Source organism: Mesorhizobium silamurunense, assembly GCF_014843905.1.
GTDB classification, from domain to species: Bacteria; Pseudomonadota; Alphaproteobacteria; order Rhizobiales; family Rhizobiaceae; genus Mesorhizobium; species Mesorhizobium silamurunense.
On sequence record NZ_LPVS01000070.1, the window covers coordinates 120,605 to 141,011 of the forward strand.

Sequence of the window (20,407 nt, forward strand, 5' to 3'; positions counted from 1 at the left end):
TGCCTCAACGCGTGACGACGGGGAACTCGTCCAGCGCCGTCGAGGCCTGTTGCGCGATCTGCTGGCCAAGCAGCGGACCGAAGACGATGATGACCAGCAGGATCACCACGAGCTTGATGGTCTGCGGCAGCGATTGGTCCTGAATCTGCGTCAGCGCCTGGGCAAGGCCGACGAGGATGCCGACGGCCAGCGCCGCGATGATCGCCGGGCTTGAAGCGAGCAGCACCGTCAGAAGCGCGCTCTGGACCTTCGCCAGGATGAAGTCGTTGCTCATGCAAAACCTCCAGCGGCGTTAGCCGTAGCTCAGGATGAGGCCATGCATCAGCCGCGACCAGCCGTCTATGGCGACGAAAAGAAACAGTTTCAGCGGGATCGAAATGAGGACCGGCGAAACCATGATCATGCCGAGCGTCATCAGGACGTTCGCAACGACGATATCGATGATCAGGAAAGGCAGATAAAGCAGAAAGCCGATCTCGAAGGCTCGGGTAAGCTCGGATGCGACAAAGGCGGGGACAAGGATCGACAGATCGTCGTCTTTGAGATTCTGCCGCGCCTGTTCCGGCCACAGGCGGTTCGTTCCATCGAGAAAGAACTGCCGCTCTTGCGGCTGGGTGAATTTCATGAGGTGGCGCTGCAATGGTTCCCTGACCAGTTGAGCCGCCCTGGCGAGGTCATCGGTGGTCTGGAACTGGACCTGCCCCTCCTGAAGCCGGCCCGACATTTCGCTCAGCAATGGCGTGGTGACATAGACCGTCAACACGAGCGCTATGCCATAGAGCACCAGGTTGGGCGGCATTTGCTGGACGCCAAGCGCGTTGCGGATGAGAAACAGCACGACCGAAATCTTCAAGAAGCCCGTCATCGTGACGACGGCAAGCGGCAGCAACCCCACCACACCGACGGCGATCAGAATTCCAAGCAGGTTGGGCGAGTTCTCAAGCATTGTCGAACATTCGGACGATCCGCACTCCCACGCTTTCTCCGATCCGCACGATCTCGCCACGACCGATGCGCCTGCCGTTGGCGAGGATGTCGACACTCGCCCCGGCTACATCTGCGAGTGGAACGATGGCGCCGGGTGCAAGCTGCCTCACTTCTCCGAGCGGCATTGCGGCGCGGCCTACCTCGAAGGCAAGCGCTACCGGCAGCTCGTCGATCGTTGACTCTTCCAGGGTTTGCCCGGCTGGCTGCTGCGCGTTCTGGTTCATGGTCCACTCCCAATTCGATCCAGCGATAGCGGCCGGCGCGGCAAGCAATTGCGGGCCGTCGGCCGTCAGGGTCACCGGCGCATAAAGGCGCTCGGCAATGACGAGCGCCGCCATGCGCTCCTCAGTCGCATCGCTGAAAAGCACCACATCGTCAGTCTGCAAGCTTTGAAGCTCGCCAAGGGTGAGCACAAGCGGGCCGCGCCGAAGGTAGACCGGCAGCGGAAATTCGGCCGGGATCGGCGCCTTGGTCTTGCCGAGCTCGTCGAGAACGCGACCGATCCGCACCGCCAGAGCGGCATCGTTCGCGGTCAAGACGCAGCCTATCGTTTCATCCTTGCCGGTCAGGACAAAAGCGAATGGAGTTTCGCCCGAGATGGCATTCCCTCGCGCGACCGAGGTGATCGAGATCCCCTCACCCAGCTTGCCCTCGATCCATTCGAGATCGTCTTCGAACGCAGCCTCCAACAGCAGGGCGGCATGACCGGGCGCCAGTCGTTCCATGTCGATCACCTCGACGGCGCTGGCCAAACCTCGGTCGACAACGGCAAACGGCAGGCGCAAGCTGCCAATCGTGTCTCCGATCGTGAACGCGATGGTGCATACCAGATCGTCATCAGGCTGCTGCGCCGGCCAGACGGTCGCAATCGCCGTGGCCTTTCCTGCAACCGTGATCTCCGCGGGCGCGCGCCGGCGGTAGAAAGCGCTCAATGCGTGGACGTCCCCCGGCGCGACGGATTCCAACGGCAGCGGTCCGACGACGCCCGACCGTGTCGCCGGTTTCACCCGCGCTTTCCTTTTCGCCGACGCGAAGGCTTGTGGCATCACATCCATATTCACGATCACGGATTGGGCTAGCGTTCTGTGGACAGGCGCGGTTGCCCGCGCTCCTCTTCCTCTGAAAGCTCGGCAAAGGCCTGGCGACGACGAGCGCTGCGTCCGGTCAGTTGCTCCGATAGCCTGTCCAGCTTGGCCACTGCCCTCATACTCGCCTTGTGGTCATGGCGGGCAGCCGACAATTCCGCTTGCCGTCGCTGCTCGGTGAGCGCTGCCGTCTTCGCGTTCTCCCGCAACTGCTCGGTTTTCCTCGCGTCGCCCTCGAAGCGTCCCTGGAGCCGGCGAAGGCTGGCCACCTTTACAGTCTGTCCGACAAGCGCATCGAAGGCTGCATTTTCGGCGTTGACGGCGCGCTCGAGGTGATCCGTCACCGCTGCGGCCGCCTCGCGGCCTTGCCTTGCCGCCCGGTGCGCAGCCGCGTGGCTTCTGATCACGTCTTCCCTTGCGCGTTCTTCACGGCGGCGCCTGAGGTCGCGCAATCGGTCGATCATGTCACGCTCCTTCATCGACGATCTCCCGCATCAATTGGCGAGTCCTGCCGATGCTCTCGTGCGTGGCGGACGGCTGACATAGGAAGGCGTTGATGGCGTCGATCTTCGCCACCGCTGCGTCCGCCACGGCGTCGCTGCCCTTTTTGTACTCGCCGACACGCAAGAGAAGTTCGATGTCGGCGTAGCGAGCGAGCAATTCGCGCAGACGGCTGGCGTCGGCCCGATGCGTAGACGGCATGACGGCATCCATCAGGCGACTCCTGCTGCGCAGGACGTCGATGGCAGGGAAATGGTTCCGCTGCGCAAGTTCGTTCGACAGGAAGACATGGCCGTCGAGAAGCGCCTGGATTTCCTCGGCAACCGGATCCAGCGTGCCGTCGCCTTCCAGAAGGACGCTGTAGAGACTTGTGATGGATCCCACGCGACCGAGCCCGGAGCGCTCGAGCAGGCGCGGCAAGACCGCAAATAGCGAAGACGGAAAACCGCGCCGCGTCGGGGGCTCGCCCGAGGCCAGGCCAATTTCACGCTGTGCACGGGCAAACCGGGTTATGTTGTCCATCGCAAGCAGCACATGCTTGCCCTGGTCGCGAAAAAATTCGGCGATGCTGGTCGCCACATAAGCGGCCTTGACGCGCTCGATGGCGGGTCGGTCCGAAGTCGCGACGACGACGATCGCCCGCTCCCGGCCTTCCGGTCCAAGGTGGTGTTCGAGGAATTCGCGCACCTCACGCCCGCGCTCGCCGACGAGGGCGACCACGGCAACATCCGCGTCGGTGCCGCTGACGATGTCGGAAAGCAGGATCGACTTGCCGACACCAGGCTCGCCGAAGATGCCCACGCGCTGCCCGCGCGCGCAGGTGAGCAGGCCATCAAGAGCGCGGATCCCAAGCTGGATCGGCTCGGAAATCAGGCTCCGCTCCAGCGGGGATGGCGGATAGGCATTGACCGGATAGCTGCCGACAATGCCGTCAGGCGAAAGCGGCCTGCCATCCAAGGGCTCGCCGAACGCGCTGATCACCCGGCCCAGAAGGCCGGGTCCGACGGGCACCAGCTGATCCTTTCCGGTTGCAACGACCTCGGTCAGGTTTGAAAGGCCGGTCAGATCGCCCAGCGGAACAAGGATGGCCATCTCATCCATGAGTCCGACGACTTCCGCCTTGGTCGTCCTGCCGGTCTTGGGGTCGACCAGCTCGCATATCTCGCCGATGCGGGTTTCTTCGACGGTGGCGTGGATGACAGTCCCGAGCACACGCCGCACGCGCCCTTTCCGGGGGCGGCTGGCATCGTCGCGCAGGCCGGAGCGAAGATTTGGAACGATGGACGCCAGCCGGCCCTCGATATCGATGACGGGACCTGTCATGCCGGCGCCTCGGCCTTTGACGAGATTGCGGTGGCGATGGCATCGAGCTGAACGTCAATGCTGGCGTCAACGACGGCGACATCGGTCGAAAGGATGCACGCGGTCGCCGCCAGCGCATCGTCCGTATCGATTTCGACCGTCATGCCCAGATCACTCTTGCGCAGGATCGCGTCCAGCTCTTCGCGAACCCTGTCGACGGAAGCGGGATGGACGCGGATCTTCAGATATTTGGCTCGGCGAATTTCGGTCACGGCCTGTTTTGCGGCCCTTGCTACAAGCGTGCCGACGTCGAATTCCCCCAGAATTCGCCTGACGACCTCGAGGGCAAGACTGGTGACTTCGGCTTCCAGCCCACCGAGGTAGCGATCCACCTTGACTGCTGTTTCGCTTATCAGTCGGCTGGCATCTGCATCGCCTTGCGCCTTGCCGTCCTCATAACCCTGCGCATATTCGGCTGCATAGGCACGCCGGGCGGCGTCGCGCATCTGCTGGGCATCACGCCTCGCCCCGTCGAGAAAAGCATACCCATCCTGCCAGGCGCGCGCCTCGGCGGCGCGCAAGATGCGGGCGTAAGACCGCCTTGGCATATCGGTGGTCGCAGTAACCGGTTCGACCATCACGCCAACCTCGTCGCGCGCCGGACGATCGCCGGACCGCACTCGACGAACGGCTTGGCCGTCCGGTCGACGAATTCGTGCGGCATGAGCTTGAGGCGAACGCGCCTGCCCGTCTCGCCAGGCATCGCCTGACACCACCCGCCAAGGCAGCTGAGGCCATCGGCATAGACACGACGGCGCATATCTTCCAGAGCTTCCAACGGCTGCACCGGACCGGCCAGATCGCGGTTGGCGACTGCGAAAGTGCAGAGATCCGCGCCGAGCGCCACCTGCAGCGCATCGGCCTCGCGTCCATCAATGACAGCGGCAAGGCTGGCGGCCCAGTAGATTGCGCCCGAGCGAAGTGCGAGCTCCTCCAGATCCTCCCTCGACGATAGGGCGATCGCCCGATCCAATTCGTCGGATGGTTCATCGACCGCGCAAGAGAGCCGGTAGTGCTCGAGCAGAAGCTTCGACAACCGCTCATGCAGGCGTTGCGACTGCAGCATGCGTTGGCAAGCAGCTTCGCTGATCGCGCCGTCAAAACATTCCGCGAGCCGGGCCGCGTCCGCATAGGATGCGAGGCCGGACACGAATGCCTGCCACTGCGGGCTGGCGGCTTGCTCCGAGCGGGCCCGCGTCATGTCTTCTTCACAGGTATTGCGGAAGCGTCGAGGGCGTAGACACCGGGCCGTCGGTACCACTGCAGGTACGCCAACCGGGCAGCCAGCGCGAATATCGCCGCCGCCATGCTGAAGAACAGCCACATCGCGGCTGCCACGCTGTCCGGATGCAGCCAGAGACCAAGGAAGGTTGTGAACCCTGCCTCGGATTCCTGCTCCGGGGCTGTCGCGGCGACCGGAATGAGCGTGACGGAGACGTTGTCATAGGTCAGCCCGGCGATACCCTTGGCCACCAGCATCTTGACCTGTGGGATCAACGCATTCATCGGCACGGATGCCCGATGCCGGATGAAGACGGAGGCGGACGACGGCACCAGCTGCTGTCTCAGCGGATCGTTTTCGGGCAGAACGAGATGAACGCGCGCGGAGAGCACGCCGTCGATGTCCGAGATCGTCTGCGAAAGCTCCTGGCTCAGGCCATAGATCATCGTCGCCCGCTCTTCCACCGGCGAGGACACAAGCCCACCCCTCTTGAACACTTCGCCGAGCGTCTGGAATTCCTGTTTGGGCAAACCGCTTTCGTCGAGGATGGCCATGGCTTCGGCAAAACGGCCCTTCTGTACGGAAACCGTCATCTTGCCGTCCTTGCCGGCCTCACGTTGGGCCGGAATCCCATGACGCATCAGCGTGGCCACGATCTCGTTGGCCTGTCGCTGATCGAGGTTGGAATACAGCTCCACCGAACAGGCCTGGAGCATAAGCATGCCCACGACAACAAGCGCGACGCGGCACCCGGCGACGCATCGATTGAACAGCGCTGACCGCCGCGGCAGGACCAATTCGGGCACGAGCACTCCGCAGCCCTATTGTTGCTTGATCAGCGTGCTGGTGGACGACGTCACGGCCTTCACGCTGCTCGTCACGACTTCGAGATTGGCTGCCGCCCACATCACAGAAATGGACCGCTCGAGCAGTTGCTCGGCATTCTTTGCCGGCGCATTTTCGGCTTCCTTGCCCGACGGTGCAGCATCCTGCGTGGCGGCCGTTTCAGCGTGCGCCGGCGTGTTCGCGCTGCCGAGCGCCTTCTGGACCTGCTGCATGGTTCCTTCCAGCGACTGAACAGCGGAACCGAGCAGAGCCGAAGGATCCGTGACCGCTCCCCCTCCAGACTTCTCCACCTCGGCCAGATAGTCGAAGAGTTTGCGTTCAACGAGCGGCCCGGCCCTTTCCGATTTGGAAGACTGTCCGGCCATTGCCGGATTGGCTCCGGACGATGCCTGCGCCACCTGCTGGCCTGCGCGTGTGGCAACATCGCCGCGCTCAGGCGCGTTGAGCCGGGCGGCATCGTGCTTTTCCTGCTTGGCGCCTGCCATTCGGTTGCCCGGCTGCGCTGCCGCGCCGGCGGTGATCTGCTGCTGAGAGCTTATGCTGGTGGTCAAGTTTGCCAGCGTGGCCTCCAGGGCTCCAATCGGCGCGATCTGCATGAAGCTGCCCTCCTATTCATTGATCGGTTTTCCGGAGGGGACATTTTGCGCCTCCGCCTGCCTTCCGCGAAAAACGCGGACCGAAGCAACCTTGCCCGCTTCCTGCCTGTTGCCCTGTGCGGCGGGAACTCCGAGCGTCTTCCTGACGAGCTCGATGTAGGACGGCGGACCCGATACCGAGACGACGTCGTCCTGCGTGGAAACCTTCACCGGAAACTTCGGATCGATGACGCCCAGCCGCGAAAGCCGGTCTTCCGCGTCGGCAGCCGTGTTGGCGTCAAGCGGGATCATTTGCGTCTGAACCTCCGCTTCGGTGGCGACGTTCATGACGATACCGTCGAAATGCCAGACCAGACCGTATCGATTGCAAATCTCTTCCAGAAACTCGCGCGCCGTTCCAACCGGCATGCCGGCGCTCAAGCGTCCCTTCACAAGCTTGCTGACGCGCATAGGCACCCGCATGTTGCGGCCGAGCTCGACAAGCGCATCCGTCACCGACTGATCTATGGTGATGTATTTGTAGGGACCGGGAGGCCAGCGCGGCTCGGCGGCATCCGCCCTCGAAGCAGCAAGGCCGAACATCAGAATCACCGCAAGGGCGCCGGCCACGAAGGCAGCGTTGGCTTTCGACAACCGGTGCACATGGCAGGTACCGCGTGCCGTCAACATTGGGTCCTATCGCAGGGGCGCGGAGCGATAGCCCGCGTCGCCCGTGTCATGGTTTACCCGCCGAGTTCATCCTATCGCGCGCGTTGCCAAATTGGAAGTCCAATTGGATTGCATTTGTGTACTTGGTTCCAAATGTTGCGAACGGTGAGCAAAGCGATATGGTGCGCATGGAATCAGGCAGAAGCGGTTCTTGGTCGCCGGCTCCATGCTCGAATATGAAAGGGATCGGCCTGGGTGGCGGCACAGAAGGACCTTCTCGCGAGCTCAAATGATCCCGCCGGCATCACTGGGCGCTGGACCCTGACCGGTCCGCGTCTCGTGAGTGACTTGGGTAAATCGGTTCTGGTCGCAGCCACGTTGACTGCCGCCTCGGCGCCGGCGCAGGGTCAATCGAATAGCGGCTATGACCCGCGAAGCTGGAGTTACGATCAAGCCCGAAATGTGCTGGTCTCGCCATCCGCCCCCGACCAGGCCCCGGGTGGAGAAATGCGGCCCGCATGGTCGGCAATCCCAAGGGAGATCGTTGATTTCGGTGAAGCTCAACCGAAGGGATCAATTGTGATCAACACCACGGAGCGGCGCCTTTACTACCTATTGGGGGACGGCAAGGCGCTGCGATACGCGGTCGGCGTCGGCAGGGAGGGGCTCGAGTGGTCCGGTCGCGACACGATTTCGAGCAAGAGGGACTGGCCGGACTGGCGCCCGCCGGCCGAAATGCGGACCAGGGAAGCATCAAAGGGCCGCTTCCTGCCCGCGCGCGTCGCGGGAGGGCCGAACAACCCATTGGGCGCGCGCGCGCTCTACATCGGCAACACGCTTTATCGCGTTCATGGCACCAATCAGCCATGGACCGTCGGACAGGCCAATTCCTCCGGTTGCATCCGCATGACAAATGAAGACGTTATCGATCTATATGACCGGGTGAAGATCGGCGCCCAGATTATTGTTCGGCATTGAACCGTGATCCCTTTCAACATCAAGCAGCTCGAAACCTTTCTCCTGGTGGCGACTTTCGGAAGCTTTCGAAAGGCTGCGGAGCGTCTGAACACAACACAGCCGGCGGTGTCGACACGAATTGCCGGTCTGGAAGAAGCGCTCGGCGCGAAGTTGTTCGAGAGGCAGAGCAGCACCGTAAGGCTGACCGCAGAGGGACAACGGCTGCTGCCGCCAGCGCAACGGGTGCTGCGCGAGGCCGAACGGCTGCAGTTGACGGCAAACTCTCTTTCGGAGACCGCGGGAGTGCTCAGGCTCGGGGTTGCCGAAACCATCGTGCACACCTGGCTTCCTGATTTCCTCAAGGAATTGCAGGTGAATTATCCGCTTGTCGATACGGATATCGTCGTCGACACGACGACAACCCTTCGCAACGAACTCATGTCCCACCGACTCGATCTTGCGGTGCTGATGGGCCCCATGCAGGAATACAGCATCGAGAATATGGAGCTGCCATCCTTCCCGCTCGTATGGGTCTGCTCGCCCACCTTGAAACTACCCAACCGAGGCAAGCTGACGGTGAGCGACCTGATGCAATTCCCAATCATCAGCTATGCGCGCACGACGAGACCCTACAGCGAACTTTACCGCAAGCTGACCGGCGAACTTGAAGCGACGCCGCGTATCTTTCCGGCCAATTCGCTGGCCGCTTCCATCAAGATGACGCTGAACGGAATCGGTATCGCCTCCCTCCCCAGGGAAGTTGTCCAAGACTACACGGCCAGCGGCACCCTGCGCATCGTCGACTGCGAGTGGCATCCCTCCGACCTGCGGTTCACCGCTTCGTACTCCTCCGAACCATCGAATCCGATTGCGGAGCGGGCGGCAAAGCTGGCCGGCTGCATCGCACATGCATATGCCGCGAGAATCGGCAAGACGCAGCCTGCCGACGAACTCGGAGTTGAGCCCGTAGCGTCTCAGCCGACCGACGCAATTGGCAGGTAGATGCGGTCGCCAGAGAAAATCATATCCGGGCTCAGAATATGATCCATGTTGAGCACCACCGTATCCGCCACGTCGGCTGAATGCGCCTTGGCGATCAGGCGGATGCTGTCGCCGTCCTTGACCTCGACCCATTGATAGCCGTCTTTCTCCAACGTCGGATTCGTGCGGCCCTCCGAATTGCTGCTGCCCTCGGGATGAACCTCGACATAGTCACCCGAAACCCAGCCGCTATGCTTTTTGCCGTCCGGTCCGAACCCTTCGACGGGTATCCAGGCCTCTCCTGACGGATCGGTCGAAGGCTTCGCGGTCTGCTCGACGAACGTGCCGGGTTGCAGAACCGTCACCACGGCAGAATCGCCCTCGGGCTGGCTCCGCAAATTCAGGCCGTCATCCGCCGACACGACGAGTTGCGGGAAGTCTTCGGGCGGGGTCTTCGGCTTGCCTGGAACATCCAAGTGATCGTCGGGCTGCTGGGACGTCGCACCGCCATCCGGTTTTTTCGGATCGGGCGGAGCGGTTGTTTTCGGGTCCCAGGGCTGCGCGAGCAGGGAGTCCAGAGAGAAGAGAAGCATTCCGATGCCGAAGGTGATGCCCAGCGTCCATCGATCCGCTGTGGCCCATCGTTTGTCGGACTTCGCCGCCGCCGCGATATCGGCATCGGTTCGCGGTACCGAACGGCGATTCATCCGGTCCGTCCTTATGGCCGACGCCCAGAACTCCGCGCAGCCGAACGTGAACATGGTGCCGGCGACTGTGGCGATCGGCGCCGGCCAGGAGTGCAGCGTATAGACGGCGCAGCCAAGCACGTAGCCGGGCCCGGCCAGATGCTCGGCCATGTTACGGATCACCGGCCTGCCGGTGAACGACTGCAGCATCGACTTCGTGCCATAGACGACGTTGCCGAGCGAGAACGTGCTGTTGACGACAATATCCTTGCCCTGGATCATCCCTGTCGCGGCACCTGGCGCTGCGGCAATGAATGTGGCTCCGCCGAGCGCATTGAGGAACCGCCCGAACGGCTTGTGATTTGCAGTCGCGTTGGGGAAGATCGCCTGCGTGCCGAAAACGAGGCCTCGCACGCCGAATGCCACGGCTCCGGCAGTGGCGGTCCAGGTTGGGGGCAACGAACTCCACAACATGTATGAGGTGCTCGACATGCCGCCAAAGGTGGCGAGCGCCTGAGCGTTTTCGCGCATCCTGGCATGGCTCAGCGCCAGGTCGACGCTGGCGGCCTGATCCGGCGTCATCGCCTTTTTATGGGTCGCCCGAAAGGTCGTCAGCTGCAGCACGGAGAGGGCGTCCGTCTGATCCCCGCTCATCCACTCGAACTGCTCAAGCGTGAACTTGCGGAACTGGCCGGGGCTCATTTCCTCGAACTGTTTCGGTGTCACCGCTTCGATCCGCGGCTGGGTCAGGGCCTCGATATGGTGGATCGTGAAGGCGCCCCATTGATCGCGGGTCAGCGCCGGGATCTGCTTGCCGGTCAGCCACGGCACCTGCTTGGGATCGAATTTCGCCATGTCCATGGAACCGATCATGGGTTCAGGGATCGCCTGAACCTGGCGCTCGACGAGGTTCTTCAGCAATCCAGCCTCGCCCAGATCCTTGAATTGCTGTGACGTGAACTTCGCGACCTGGCCGGGCTTGAACCACGGCACCTGCCGCGCATCCAACTTCGACACGTCAACGAGCCCGACTTTGTCTCCTTTTATCGCCTGCAACTGTGGTTTCGTCAGGTGACGGATCAAACCCGATTTGCCGAGATCATGGAACTGCTGGTCGGTCAGATTGCGGATGTGGCCCTCGGTCAGCCAAGGAATCTGCCTCTCGACGAGGCCCGCTATGTTGACATAGCCTGTCTTTGTCTTCGGGATACCCCGCAATTGGCTCTTGGTCAGAGAGGGCAGCAAGCCGGCCTGATCCATGTCGCGGAACTGCTGTTCCGTCAGTTCGGCTACCTGCTCGCGCTTCAGCCAGGGAATCTGGTTCGGCTGGAAATCGCCCATGACGAGATCTGGCACCTGATCAAGCGGGGTAGCTCTGACGCCATCCCGGGTGAGCGGTCCGTTATTCGGAGCCGATTGCCCCTTACCGCGCGAAGGCTGCGCGGCGGTATTGGCCTGTTGATTGTTCTCTTCCGGACGGCCCAGGCTTCCCGGCACGTGACCGTCGGAAGCTCCGCGTATCCAGGGCAGCACCACGGCCTCGCCCGTATCGGGGTCGTACACCAGTATGTGCGTCTTGTCCGCCACCTCCGGGGCATCGCCCCATACGCGCGGGCCGTCTGAGGGCGGAACATGGACCTGCTTCGGGCTCCTCGGCCCGGTGCCCAGCACTGCCGCCGTAATCACCTTGCCGCTTTCGTCTTCGAGCTGAATGGTCCGGCCCGAACCGCTCTTGGTCGACGCGGATTGGGGTTGCGGTGTTGCAGCGGCAGGTTTGTTATGTCCGAAGATGTTTCCGACAATCCCGGCATCGTCGAGCGCCCCTTGCAACTCGGCCGAAGGCGGCGCGTCGAGGAAAACCCAGCGCGGTTGATAGCCTGGGTTCTCATTCCGCAGCGCCACATCCTTGTTTATCTGTTCCTGCAGCTTCGGCGTGAGCGGCACTTCGCGCATCTGCGCGACACCGTTGATCGTCGTCCAGCGATGGTAGGTCTTGACCTCGATCGCCTCGATCACATCCTGGCTCTTGAAGACTGGCGCATCCACGTAACGCCCGCCCTGGCCGGTAACGGCGTAGGGACCGTCCGGGTTGGCCTCGACCGGAAAATGCGCCTCTCCAAGCGACCCGTTGAGTTCGCGTGTATAGATCTCGCCTGCCTTCCACTTTTCGGGCTGCCGCATGTTGCGGATCTGCTGCAGCGAGTAGGTTGTCGGCGGAGCCGCCTCGATGGCTTTCCTGACCGTATCCGGTGGCACCGCTTCTTCCTTTGGCGTTCCTTGACCGCCCGGCACATGGTCCTCGGAGGCGCCGCGTATCCACGGCAGGACGTATGCTTCTCCCGTCTCCGGGTCCCGGAACAGAATATGCGACTTGTGGATCAACTCCGGTTCGTCGCCACGCGCTTGCGGCCCGTCGGCCGGCGGCACATAGACGTTCTCTGCACTCTTTGGCAGCGGTCCGTAGCGGGTGGCGGTCACCGATTGCCCGTTCTCGTCCCTTACCTGGATCGGCCCGCTTCGGCGGCTGCCTACCTGCGAGGAGAGGAACGTCAGCACGCCGTCGGCAACGTCCTGGCGCATGAAACCGCCATCGACGATCGAAGCGCCGAAATCGCTCTTGAACTGCTCGATCGCGACGAGCTGATCCGGCCGCGCCGTCTTCTGCAGGTCTGCCAGGAACTGGTCCAGCGAGGCCTTGCCGCCCTTGGGTATGGCCGTCGAGGCTCCGTCACGCGACGTTTCCACCGCACGGGCGAGCCAGGCCGGGATCGCCAACTGCTCGGACTGTCCGCCGGCGCGGTCGAAGGTCAGGGTCGCGGTTTCGTTCTTGGCGATCGAAGGCGCGGTCTTGGCGGCCTTCGACTTGTACTGGAATCTCACCTCGGCGCTGAACGCCACGGCGCCTGCCGGCAGCGGAGGCGTGGAGAACGAAATCGTGTAGCGCGTCGCCGGAGTCCCGTCGGAACCATAGAGGTTCCGGTAGATGTTGCCGGCGCTCGGCATGTAGCGCGGCTGCGGTGAGCCGTCCGGGGTGAAACGCGCCGGAAGCCAGGATTGTACTGCCGATTTCACCTTGTAGGTCGCGGAGGTGGCTACCCGATCCGGATTGAAGCCCAGCGCGCCCGGCAGCCTGTTGCGATCGTTGAAGATGACGTCGACCAGCATCGCCTCGGGGTTCACCACGCGAGCCTTCTCGCCGGTCAGCAAAACAATGTCCGCCGTGGGCGACTTGCCCGGCACCGCTGAAAGCCGCAGTCCGCTCAGCGTCGGCTCATCGACCAGAGAAACCGTGTTCGACGAATCGATCTGACCGGACTTGACGAGGGCGCGGATCGACCGGATGCCATCGCCCTGCCCGATCGCCGTGACGAGTTCGGATGCCTTCGCCGGGTCCTTGACGGCGAACTGGATCTTCAGGTTTGTCGAACCAAGGGCCGACTGGATCTGGTCGAACGCCTGCGCCGACACAATGTCGCCCGGCTGCAGCGTGTCCTTGACAGGCATTTCCGGACGCCTCTCGAAACCGATGCGCGGCATCTGATCGACCGCCGCGACATGATTGGCCACGATCGGCAGGCGTATGCCGGCCTTGGTCTCGGTCATGACGCGATCGAAAGGAAGCGCGGCTTGCAGCGTGACGTGGCCGGAGCTGTTTTCCGCCGGCACGCCAAAGAAATCGTGTTGGCCGGGCGCGAGGGTAACCTCCTTGCCTTCGAGCAAAGGCGTGTAGGTCATCTCGACCACGGTGCCTTGGCCATCCGGCGTCATCCCGACAATCGCGGCATCCAGCGGTCTGGCGTCATAGCCGGTCCCGTCGCTGAACACCGCCCCGCTCGCCGCCGCCGAGAGATCGCTGGCACGGACCGGCAGGGCCGTCTGATTGGACACAGGCCAGACGCCGGCTTGGAGGCCGGTGATGTTCCTGTACTCGCGCGACCGATAGGAGATGACGCCCTGGGTGCCGAGCGCGTCCTTGACGGGCGTCAGGCTGCGTTGGCTGACACTGTCGACGATCGACCATCCGATCATGCCGAAATCGGTTTTGGTGCCGACGCCGAAGCCAACGGCAGCAACGGTTGGCGAACCGATCCCGAACGCCTGGCCCGTGTTCAGCCGGACCCGGAAGGTGACGCCGACGCGGAAGTCGGGCAAGATCTCGCGAAGCGGCGTGCGCGGTATCTGAACGCCGTCCGGACCATAACGCTCGGCCATCTCGCGGCTGGAATAATAGCCTTTCTCCTGTTCATGGCGGTTGACGAGCTGCTCGACGGTCAAGCCGTCGAGATAGGCCGACGGCGTCTTCGGATCCTTGCCGCTGGTGTAGATGTAGCCGCTCGTGTCGCGCTCGGGCATGCCGGTAAAGCTGCGCGTCTCCGGATCCCAGACAAGACGTACCGGCCCGTCCTTTCCTGTCGGCGCGCCCGGCACGACGATGGGATCGCCGTCGGCGAGATGCGGTGTGCCGGAGGCAGTCGAACCATCGGGATCGCGGTCCGGCGACGCCGTCGAGCCATTGCCGCCGGCTTCATCGGTCTTGATCACCTCTCCTGGGATCACCGGGTGGCTGGGGTCGTGGAAGACCTGTTCTCCGGTCGGCCTGTAAACGCCGTCGGCGCCGATTTCGTACACATCCATCGGGCGCCCCGAAGGGCCGGGTTCCAGCGCCAGTTGCGACGGTCCTTTGCCGCCGGGCGGCTGCTGGAACGGTCCGTCGCTGCCGGGCGGCGGATTGGCATCAGCGCCGGGAGCGTTGGGGTCCTGCGTGCCCGTTCCTGGCCGCATCGTCCGCAGACCGTGGATGCCAAGCCCCGTGCCGGCGATGCCGGTGCCGAGACCCGTAAGCGCGTTGGCAAGCTGGAGACCGTTCATCTGGTCTCCGTTGGCGGCAAGATCGTAGGCGGATGTTGCCAGTAACGGTGAGCCGACAATCACCGAGCCGACATCCATCCCCCACGCCGCCTTGTTCAGTCCGGCGCTCGATTGCATGTATGTGCGGGTTTCGGATGCCAACGCCCAGTTCGATCGTGTTGCGCCGATGCTGCCGGCGAAGGCGCGGGGGCTGGCGGCAACGCCTGCCAGGAATGACTCACTCTTCGCCGCCATGCCGATGGTGCGCAGGCCGCTGGAAGCCATGGGCAGCGCCGTGGTTGCTGCGCTGGCGATGTTCGTCAGCGACTCGCTGTCGTACCACTCGCCGCCATGGTCCAGGTGGTTGACCTCGTTTATGACCGCTCTGGTTCCGAGATAGGCCGCGCCGGTATAGGCCAGCGGCGCCGCGACCGGCGCGGCCGGCGTGAACGACAGGATGGTGGCGATGCCGGTGCCGATGCCAACCAGCGGATCGACGACCTTGTCCCAGACGGAGACGTTGCGGGCCTTCACAACTTCAAGCGCGATCTTGCCGTCGGCTCCCGCCTTCATCTCCAGGCCTTTGGGAACAACGAGCTTGCCGTTCTCGCCAAACTGGCTGTTGTTGTCCTGGAAATCGCCGAGGTCGTCGAACTTCTTGCCGGTCGCGTCGACGTAGCTGGTGTTGCCATCACCGTCGCGCACCGCAAACAGCGTCACCTGCTGCGTTCCAACCTGGTCGTCGACATAGAAGATCGGCACGCGACGCACATACGGGTTGTCGCCGCCGATATCGCGGATCTCGTCCGTCACATTCTTTATCGCGTCGCGGCCGTCATCGGTCGAACTGTCCAGGCCGAGCGTTTTGGCTACCGTAGTATCTAGCTCCGTGCCGTGCTGTTGGTGGAACTCCTTGTCGTAGCCTCTGTCGAGCAGCTGCTGGAACCTCGGCTGATAGATGGCGTCGAGCGTCTGCTGCTCGTGCTTGTCCAGATAGGTTTTGTCGACAGTGGTGTTGTCATCGGCCAGCAAAGACGGCTCGCTGAGCCGAAGCTCGTGATAGTCGTTGAAGCCCTGTAACTGTCTGCGCAGATCCTGGATTTGACTTATCTGAAGCCTTGTCGCCTCCAGCCTGAGCTTGGCGACCGCCAGTTCGGGATCGACCCAGCGGCCATTGGGGTCGTCATCCTTGGTATCAAGGTCGATCCAGATCGCCTTCCCGCCCTGGCTCAGCGCATCGATCCCATGCTCGTTGTAGTTCCGGGCAACGTCCGGCGCCACCTTGATCGTCTGTCCGCCGACATTGATCTCGACCGGCTGCACGCCGTCGGGCAACGTGCCTTCGGGAGCATCGACCGATCCCGGCTTGTGATGCGTCAGCGCATTGTCGAAATTGGTCTGCAGCGTCGGCAGCTTGGCGTTCAGATCGGCGAGGCTGTCGCCGAGCTGCCGGTCCAGGACGTCGTTGAGGCTCTTTGCCGCCTGCTCCTCGCTGGACCTCACCGATTGCAGGCCATTTGCCGTGCACATTTTTGCGTTGGAGTCGTAGCCGGCCAGCAGCGCCTGCCAGTCTTTGTTGAGTTGGCGATCGCGGTATTCGCCCCTGACATGCTTGTCGTTCAGGCTGTAGGTCAGCTGCTGTTCGGTGGTTCCCTCATCGAAATGGTTGATTACCCAGAGCTGGCCGTCACGGATCTCGAGCGACGAGTTCTTGTAGTGCCCGAGGTAGTCGCCATTGATGCGATTGTACTTCTCGTCAAAGTTGAAATTCTGTTTACCAAGATATTCGGTAGCCAGCTTCTGCTCGAGGTCCGTCTGCCGCGCGTTGACCTGTGCGGCATCGGCATGGGCGTCGAAATAGTTCTGGTAGGCCTGGGCCAGTTCGAGCTGGTTGCCTGCCGTCGTCTGCAGGGCTTTGAGGTCCTTGTATTCCTTGGAGTCCGCGGGGACGCCGGCGAGTTCGGCCTGCCCAACCAGGTAATCGATGGTTAGCTTGTCGCCCTTGCTCAGATGCAGGCCGACCTCGGAAAACAGCTTGTCGACGGCGCTATGGTCGGCGACGCCCTGGTCGTATTTCGGATCAAGGTCGGGAGTGCCCCGCGCTTTGACCGACGGCGCATTCGGATCGCCCAGAGGAGTGAGCTTGCCTTGACCGGCGATGGCATCCTTGAGAACGCGCCCGGCATTCTCATACTCGCCTCGGGCATCCTGTGCGTTCTGCAGAAGGGTATTGGCTTTGGTCAGCCGCGCCTGCGCATCGGCGAGGGTGCCCTTGGGTTTCTGCGGCGTCCATTGCAGGCCGTGAGGCTCCAGCGCCTTGTTTATGATGGTTTGCGCGCCGTCGACGGCATCCTTGTAGGCAGGATCGAGCAGATCGACGTTGAACTGCTCCTGCCGCTGGCCTGCCAGAGCCCGCGTCTCGGTGATGCGCGACAGTGCGACGTTCTCGTTGATGATGGCCTGGGCGACTTGGGGATCGACCCACCTCCAGACGCCATCTATCTTCATCGGCATCCATTTTCCCCCCGAGGGTGCGTTGCCCTGGGGTGGATCGCCAAATGGATCGACAACCCTGTTCTGCCCGTCCAGCTTGGGCTTGGCGGGCGTGCCCAGGTGGTATTTGTCGATCAGGGCCTGTTTGTCCTGTCCGGCCTTTTCCGCGGCATCGATCAGGCTGGGCAGGGTCTCCCCTGCCAACAGCCCCTCGACGAAGGTCTTCACGACCTCGCCCTCTTTTGCCACCTTGGGATCGCTGCTGTTGGGGTTCACCGCCAGCAGCGTCCTGGCCAGGGCTTCTTGCGTGCTTCCCGCCTCGATTTTCAGGTCGGTGCCGGTGGTGTTGTTGTGCAGCGTCATGCTGCCATCGGGCTTGGTGGTCAGCGTATAGCCGTTGAATGTGACCTCGACCGTCGTGCGGGTGCCGTTGTCGATGGTAATTTTTTCGCCTGTGTGGATTGTGCTCGGGTCGCGCGACGAGCTGAAAAGCTCCGGATTCGTCCGCCTGAGATCATCCAGCGTCACGCCATACTGTTGCGCGATAAGGGTCAGGTTGTCGTTCGGCTTGACCTCGTACTCGACAGGCTTGCCGCCATTGATCTTCTCGGTGGTGGTCGTCGTCACCCGGCCGTCTTGGTCGGTGACGGTCTTGGTTTCGGTTCCCTTGCCATCGATGGATACCGACGTTTTCTTGCCGTCCGCCGTGGTCGTGACGGTGCGTACGTCGTGCTGATAATCGTAAGAGTAGACGATCTTGCCGCCGGAGCGCGGATCGACGATCTCGACCGACCGCGCGTCGCTGCTGCTGGTAGTCTTGACCTGATAGCCGGCGGCTTGCAGTTCGGCGATCACCTGTTCGTTGGTGAGGCCGTTTTCCTTTGCGATCTGATCGATGCTTTTTCCGTCGGCAAGATCGTGTTTGATGTCCTGCGTGCTGGATCCGCCTGGGTCCTGGGCGGGCGCCAATATGGTTTTGTGGCCGTCCGGTCCTGTGACGGTGGTCACGGGAAGAGAGGGGCCGGCGCCTGGCGTCACCGTTTCCACCGACGCACCGTTGGGCAATGACGTCCGCTCGGTGACGGTTCCTGTCCCGAGATCGTCCTCATAACGCGTCGTTATGGCGCCAGTGTCTGAATTGTAGCTGCTGGTTTCCTTGCGCCCGAGCCCATCCCGGGTCGGCGTGGTGGTCGCTGCGCCGTTAGGCTGTGCCTGGACGGTCGCATAGTAGCTGTCATGCTGGTAGTCGTAATATTGCGTGACGGTGCGGCCGCTGGCATCCGTGATTTTCGTCGCCTGCACATCGCCATTGCCGCTCGTCGGGTCGGTGGTCGACACGGCCATCCCGCCGGATCTGAGCGCGGCGATAACCTGTTCGCGCGTCATGCCGCGCGCAGCGGCAATCTGGTCGATGCTTTTGCCGCCGGTGACGTCCTTGACGATGTCGCGGGCAGTCGTCGCTGCCGCGGCGCTGTCTTCGGGCTTGCCGCCATCGAGGTCCACCGGCGTCAGCGCAAGCGTCGAATCGGGCCGCGCGAAGAGGGCTGGCGTGACCGTCGTTCCATTGCCGGATGTGCCATTGCTGGCGTGCACGACATTGGCGCCCGGCGTCGCCGGAGCCGGCTGCGGCTGAAGGGAACTTAGTTGCGTGTTTACATGCGCCAATTCCTGGCGGGCTTGTGCCGCCCAATCGCGCTCGCCCATTCTGTTGGCAAGCCTGATTTCTTCCCGCAGCTCCGCTGCCTGCGCCTCCAGCCGCGCGATCTGCGCTGCATCTGCCTTGGCGTTGACCTTTTGCGGCTGGAGCGGCGGCTTGGTGAGTGTTATCGGGCGAACCATCTGGACGACCTCCGGAAATCACTGTTGCCGGCAGTCTGGCCGCCGTCACGCCCGTCCCGATCGCAACCCTTCCGTTGTTATCGAGGGGGCTTCCAATAAATGCCGAAAGCAGCAAGCTGCTCTTCCGACTGCTTCACTCGTTCCGCCGCATTCGTTTCTGACCGCGTTGCCGTCAACGCCGCCAGGATTTCGACGGCGGCGAACGCCGGCGACATGCTTCGGAAGAACGATTGCGAATTTGAGGTAACAACGATTGCTTCCCGCGCGATCCGGGTCAGCGGCGAGACGCTGCTGTCGGTGATCGCCACCACGCTGACGCCCTGCCGGGCCGCTTGGCGCGCCACTTCTATCGTCATGCGTTCATAGGGCGTCATGCCCACAGCAAGGAGCACGTCGCCGCGCCCTGCATGCTGAAGGGCATCCAGACCCTGTCCGGCGATCCCGCCGACAAGCATCACCTTGCGCTCATCGCCAGCCGCGAACGACATTATGTGAACGAAATGGCTGGCAATTGCATAAGCCGAGCCTGAGCCGAGACCGAAAAGATTGCGCGATCCCGCAAGCAGCTCGGCGGCGGCGATGAATTGCATGGCGTTGCCGTACTCGCCAAGACTTGAGATCTGGGCAGCGAGAGAGTCAGCCACGACCCCGGCCGTCGAATATCCCGAATCGCCATCCCGTTCGCCACCCTGTCGGGCTGGTTCTCCGGCTGTCGTCTCACGCAGCGCGCGCGCATAAAGGCTGCGCATGTCCTCATAGCCTTCAAGGCCGAGCCACCGTGCCAGCCGCATCATTGTGCTGTGCGAAACGCCGGCCTGCTGCGCCTGCTCGCGCATCGACATCAGCGCCACATCCTTGGGATGATCAAGCACGAAACGCGCCGCCACCCGCAGTTGCGGCGGCATATTCTCAAACCGTTCGACCAACAGCTCCGCCAAAGGACCTTTTTCCATTCCCATTACCCCATCAAACCCCGTCGGTCAGGCTACTCCGTGAGCGCCTGAAACGCAACAGTTGGAACAAACATGTCTCAAACATTCCAAGTGGACTTTCATTTCCGATCGTCCTGCCCTAAGTTGTTATAGCAAAGTCCCGGACCGCAGGCGTGAGCCCGGGCTTGCAACCTGAATAGCCCCTCAAGGAGACAATGATGGCTGCTACCCCTCCCATTACGTCCGGCTCTGCAGGGTCGCCGGAACAAAACCTGGACAAGATGATCAAGCAGCAGGAGCGCATGTTCAGCCTAGAGATCACGAAAGAGATCGCGAAATCCCAGCACGACATGCTGATGAGCACCGCCAAGACGCTCGGCGAGTCGGCTGAAAAGGCTTGACGCAGGAGATGCTCGAACTCATG

General features: G+C 62.6%; 15 protein-coding genes. 3 read left to right on the top strand and 12 right to left on the bottom strand.

Annotation, left to right across the window (positions count from 1 at the left end; genetic code table 11):
* Positions 1-4 precede the first annotated feature (4 nt).
* The 10 genes from AU465_RS19875 to AU465_RS19920 form a co-directional block, all read right to left on the bottom strand.
* Complete coding sequence (locus AU465_RS19875; RefSeq protein WP_192251677.1) at positions 5-274, bottom strand: EscS/YscS/HrcS family type III secretion system export apparatus protein; 270 nt, start codon at positions 272-274, stop codon at positions 5-7.
* Between the two features lie 18 nt (positions 275-292).
* Positions 293-946, bottom strand: coding sequence for a type III secretion system export apparatus subunit SctR (gene sctR / locus AU465_RS19880; protein ID WP_192251680.1), 654 nt, complete (start codon positions 944-946; stop codon positions 293-295).
* Positions 939-1,952, bottom strand: a complete 1,014-nt coding sequence (sctQ, locus tag AU465_RS19885; protein ID WP_192251683.1) for a type III secretion system cytoplasmic ring protein SctQ — start codon at positions 1,950-1,952, stop codon at positions 939-941. The genes sctR and sctQ overlap by 8 nt, the downstream gene beginning before the upstream one ends.
* 110 nt (positions 1,953-2,062) lie before the next feature.
* The gene (locus AU465_RS19890) at positions 2,063-2,551 is read right to left on the bottom strand and encodes a hypothetical protein (RefSeq protein ID WP_192251686.1); all 489 of its coding nucleotides are present in this window, start codon (positions 2,549-2,551) and stop codon (positions 2,063-2,065) included.
* On the bottom strand, positions 2,538-3,896 hold the full coding sequence (locus tag AU465_RS19895; protein WP_192251689.1) for a FliI/YscN family ATPase: 1,359 nt from the start codon (positions 3,894-3,896) through the stop codon (positions 2,538-2,540). The genes AU465_RS19890 and AU465_RS19895 overlap by 14 nt, the downstream gene beginning before the upstream one ends.
* Positions 3,893-4,513: a type III secretion system stator protein SctL gene (sctL, locus tag AU465_RS19900; RefSeq protein ID WP_192251692.1), complete on the bottom strand. Its 621-nt coding sequence runs from the start codon at positions 4,511-4,513 to the stop codon at positions 3,893-3,895. Before sctL ends, AU465_RS19895 begins: the two co-directional genes overlap by 4 nt.
* Positions 4,513-5,196 (bottom strand): SctK family type III secretion system sorting platform protein, encoded by a 684-nt coding sequence (locus AU465_RS19905; RefSeq protein WP_192251695.1) that lies wholly within the window; start codon positions 5,194-5,196, stop codon positions 4,513-4,515. Before AU465_RS19905 ends, sctL begins: the two co-directional genes overlap by 1 nt.
* On the bottom strand, positions 5,133-5,969 hold the full coding sequence (gene sctJ, locus AU465_RS19910; RefSeq protein WP_312891293.1) for a type III secretion system inner membrane ring lipoprotein SctJ: 837 nt from the start codon (positions 5,967-5,969) through the stop codon (positions 5,133-5,135). The genes AU465_RS19905 and sctJ overlap by 64 nt, the downstream gene beginning before the upstream one ends.
* 9 nt (positions 5,970-5,978) lie before the next feature.
* Complete coding sequence (locus AU465_RS19915; RefSeq protein ID WP_192251698.1) at positions 5,979-6,599, bottom strand: hypothetical protein; 621 nt, start codon at positions 6,597-6,599, stop codon at positions 5,979-5,981.
* Positions 6,600-6,611: 12 nt separating this feature from the next.
* Positions 6,612-7,268 carry a type III secretion protein gene (locus AU465_RS19920; protein ID WP_246506265.1) on the bottom strand — a complete coding sequence of 219 codons (657 nt, stop codon included), beginning with the start codon at positions 7,266-7,268 and terminating at the stop codon, positions 6,612-6,614.
* 234 nt (positions 7,269-7,502) lie between these two features.
* Between AU465_RS19920 and AU465_RS19925 the strand changes: the two genes are divergently transcribed.
* Entirely contained in the window at positions 7,503-8,225 is a 723-nt protein-coding gene (locus tag AU465_RS19925; protein ID WP_312891294.1) for a L,D-transpeptidase, read from the top strand.
* A 3-nt stretch (positions 8,226-8,228) separates the two neighbouring features.
* Positions 8,229-9,206: a LysR family transcriptional regulator gene (locus AU465_RS19930; RefSeq protein WP_192251701.1), complete on the top strand. Its 978-nt coding sequence runs from the start codon at positions 8,229-8,231 to the stop codon at positions 9,204-9,206.
* Here AU465_RS19930 and AU465_RS19935 read toward each other — a convergent pair.
* Both AU465_RS19935 and AU465_RS19940 read right to left on the bottom strand, forming a co-directional pair.
* On the bottom strand, positions 9,179-19,051 hold the full coding sequence (locus tag AU465_RS19935; protein WP_192251704.1) for a LysM peptidoglycan-binding domain-containing protein: 9,873 nt from the start codon (positions 19,049-19,051) through the stop codon (positions 9,179-9,181). The two genes, AU465_RS19930 and AU465_RS19935, sit on opposite strands and share 28 nt — an antisense overlap.
* A gap of 77 nt (positions 19,052-19,128) precedes the next feature.
* A complete protein-coding gene (locus AU465_RS19940; protein ID WP_192251707.1) occupies positions 19,129-19,989 on the bottom strand; it encodes a MurR/RpiR family transcriptional regulator in 861 nt (286 codons plus the stop codon).
* Between the two features lie 212 nt (positions 19,990-20,201).
* On the opposite strand from AU465_RS19940, the gene AU465_RS19945 reads away from it, so the two are divergent.
* The gene (locus tag AU465_RS19945; RefSeq protein ID WP_192251710.1) at positions 20,202-20,384 is read left to right on the top strand and encodes a hypothetical protein; all 183 of its coding nucleotides are present in this window, start codon (positions 20,202-20,204) and stop codon (positions 20,382-20,384) included.
* Positions 20,385-20,407 lie beyond the last annotated feature (23 nt).

Excerpts from the sequence above, each read along its gene's own strand:
- sctR (WP_192251680.1), bottom strand. The coding sequence starts at position 946 with ATGCTTGAGAACTCGCCCAACCTGCTTGGAATTCTGATCGCCGTCGGT.
- sctL (WP_192251692.1), bottom strand. The coding sequence starts at position 4,513 with ATGGTCGAACCGGTTACTGCGACCACCGATATGCCAAGGCGGTCTTAC.
- AU465_RS19895 (WP_192251689.1), bottom strand. The coding sequence starts at position 3,896 with ATGACAGGTCCCGTCATCGATATCGAGGGCCGGCTGGCGTCCATCGTT.
- AU465_RS19945 (WP_192251710.1), top strand. The coding sequence starts at position 20,202 with ATGGCTGCTACCCCTCCCATTACGTCCGGCTCTGCAGGGTCGCCGGAA.
- AU465_RS19935 (WP_192251704.1), bottom strand. The coding sequence starts at position 19,051 with ATGGTTCGCCCGATAACACTCACCAAGCCGCCGCTCCAGCCGCAAAAG.
- AU465_RS19915 (WP_192251698.1), bottom strand. The coding sequence starts at position 6,599 with ATGCAGATCGCGCCGATTGGAGCCCTGGAGGCCACGCTGGCAAACTTG.
- AU465_RS19890 (WP_192251686.1), bottom strand. The coding sequence starts at position 2,551 with ATGAAGGAGCGTGACATGATCGACCGATTGCGCGACCTCAGGCGCCGC.
- AU465_RS19920 (WP_246506265.1), bottom strand. The coding sequence starts at position 7,268 with ATGTTGACGGCACGCGGTACCTGCCATGTGCACCGGTTGTCGAAAGCC.
- AU465_RS19875 (WP_192251677.1), bottom strand. The coding sequence starts at position 274 with ATGAGCAACGACTTCATCCTGGCGAAGGTCCAGAGCGCGCTTCTGACG.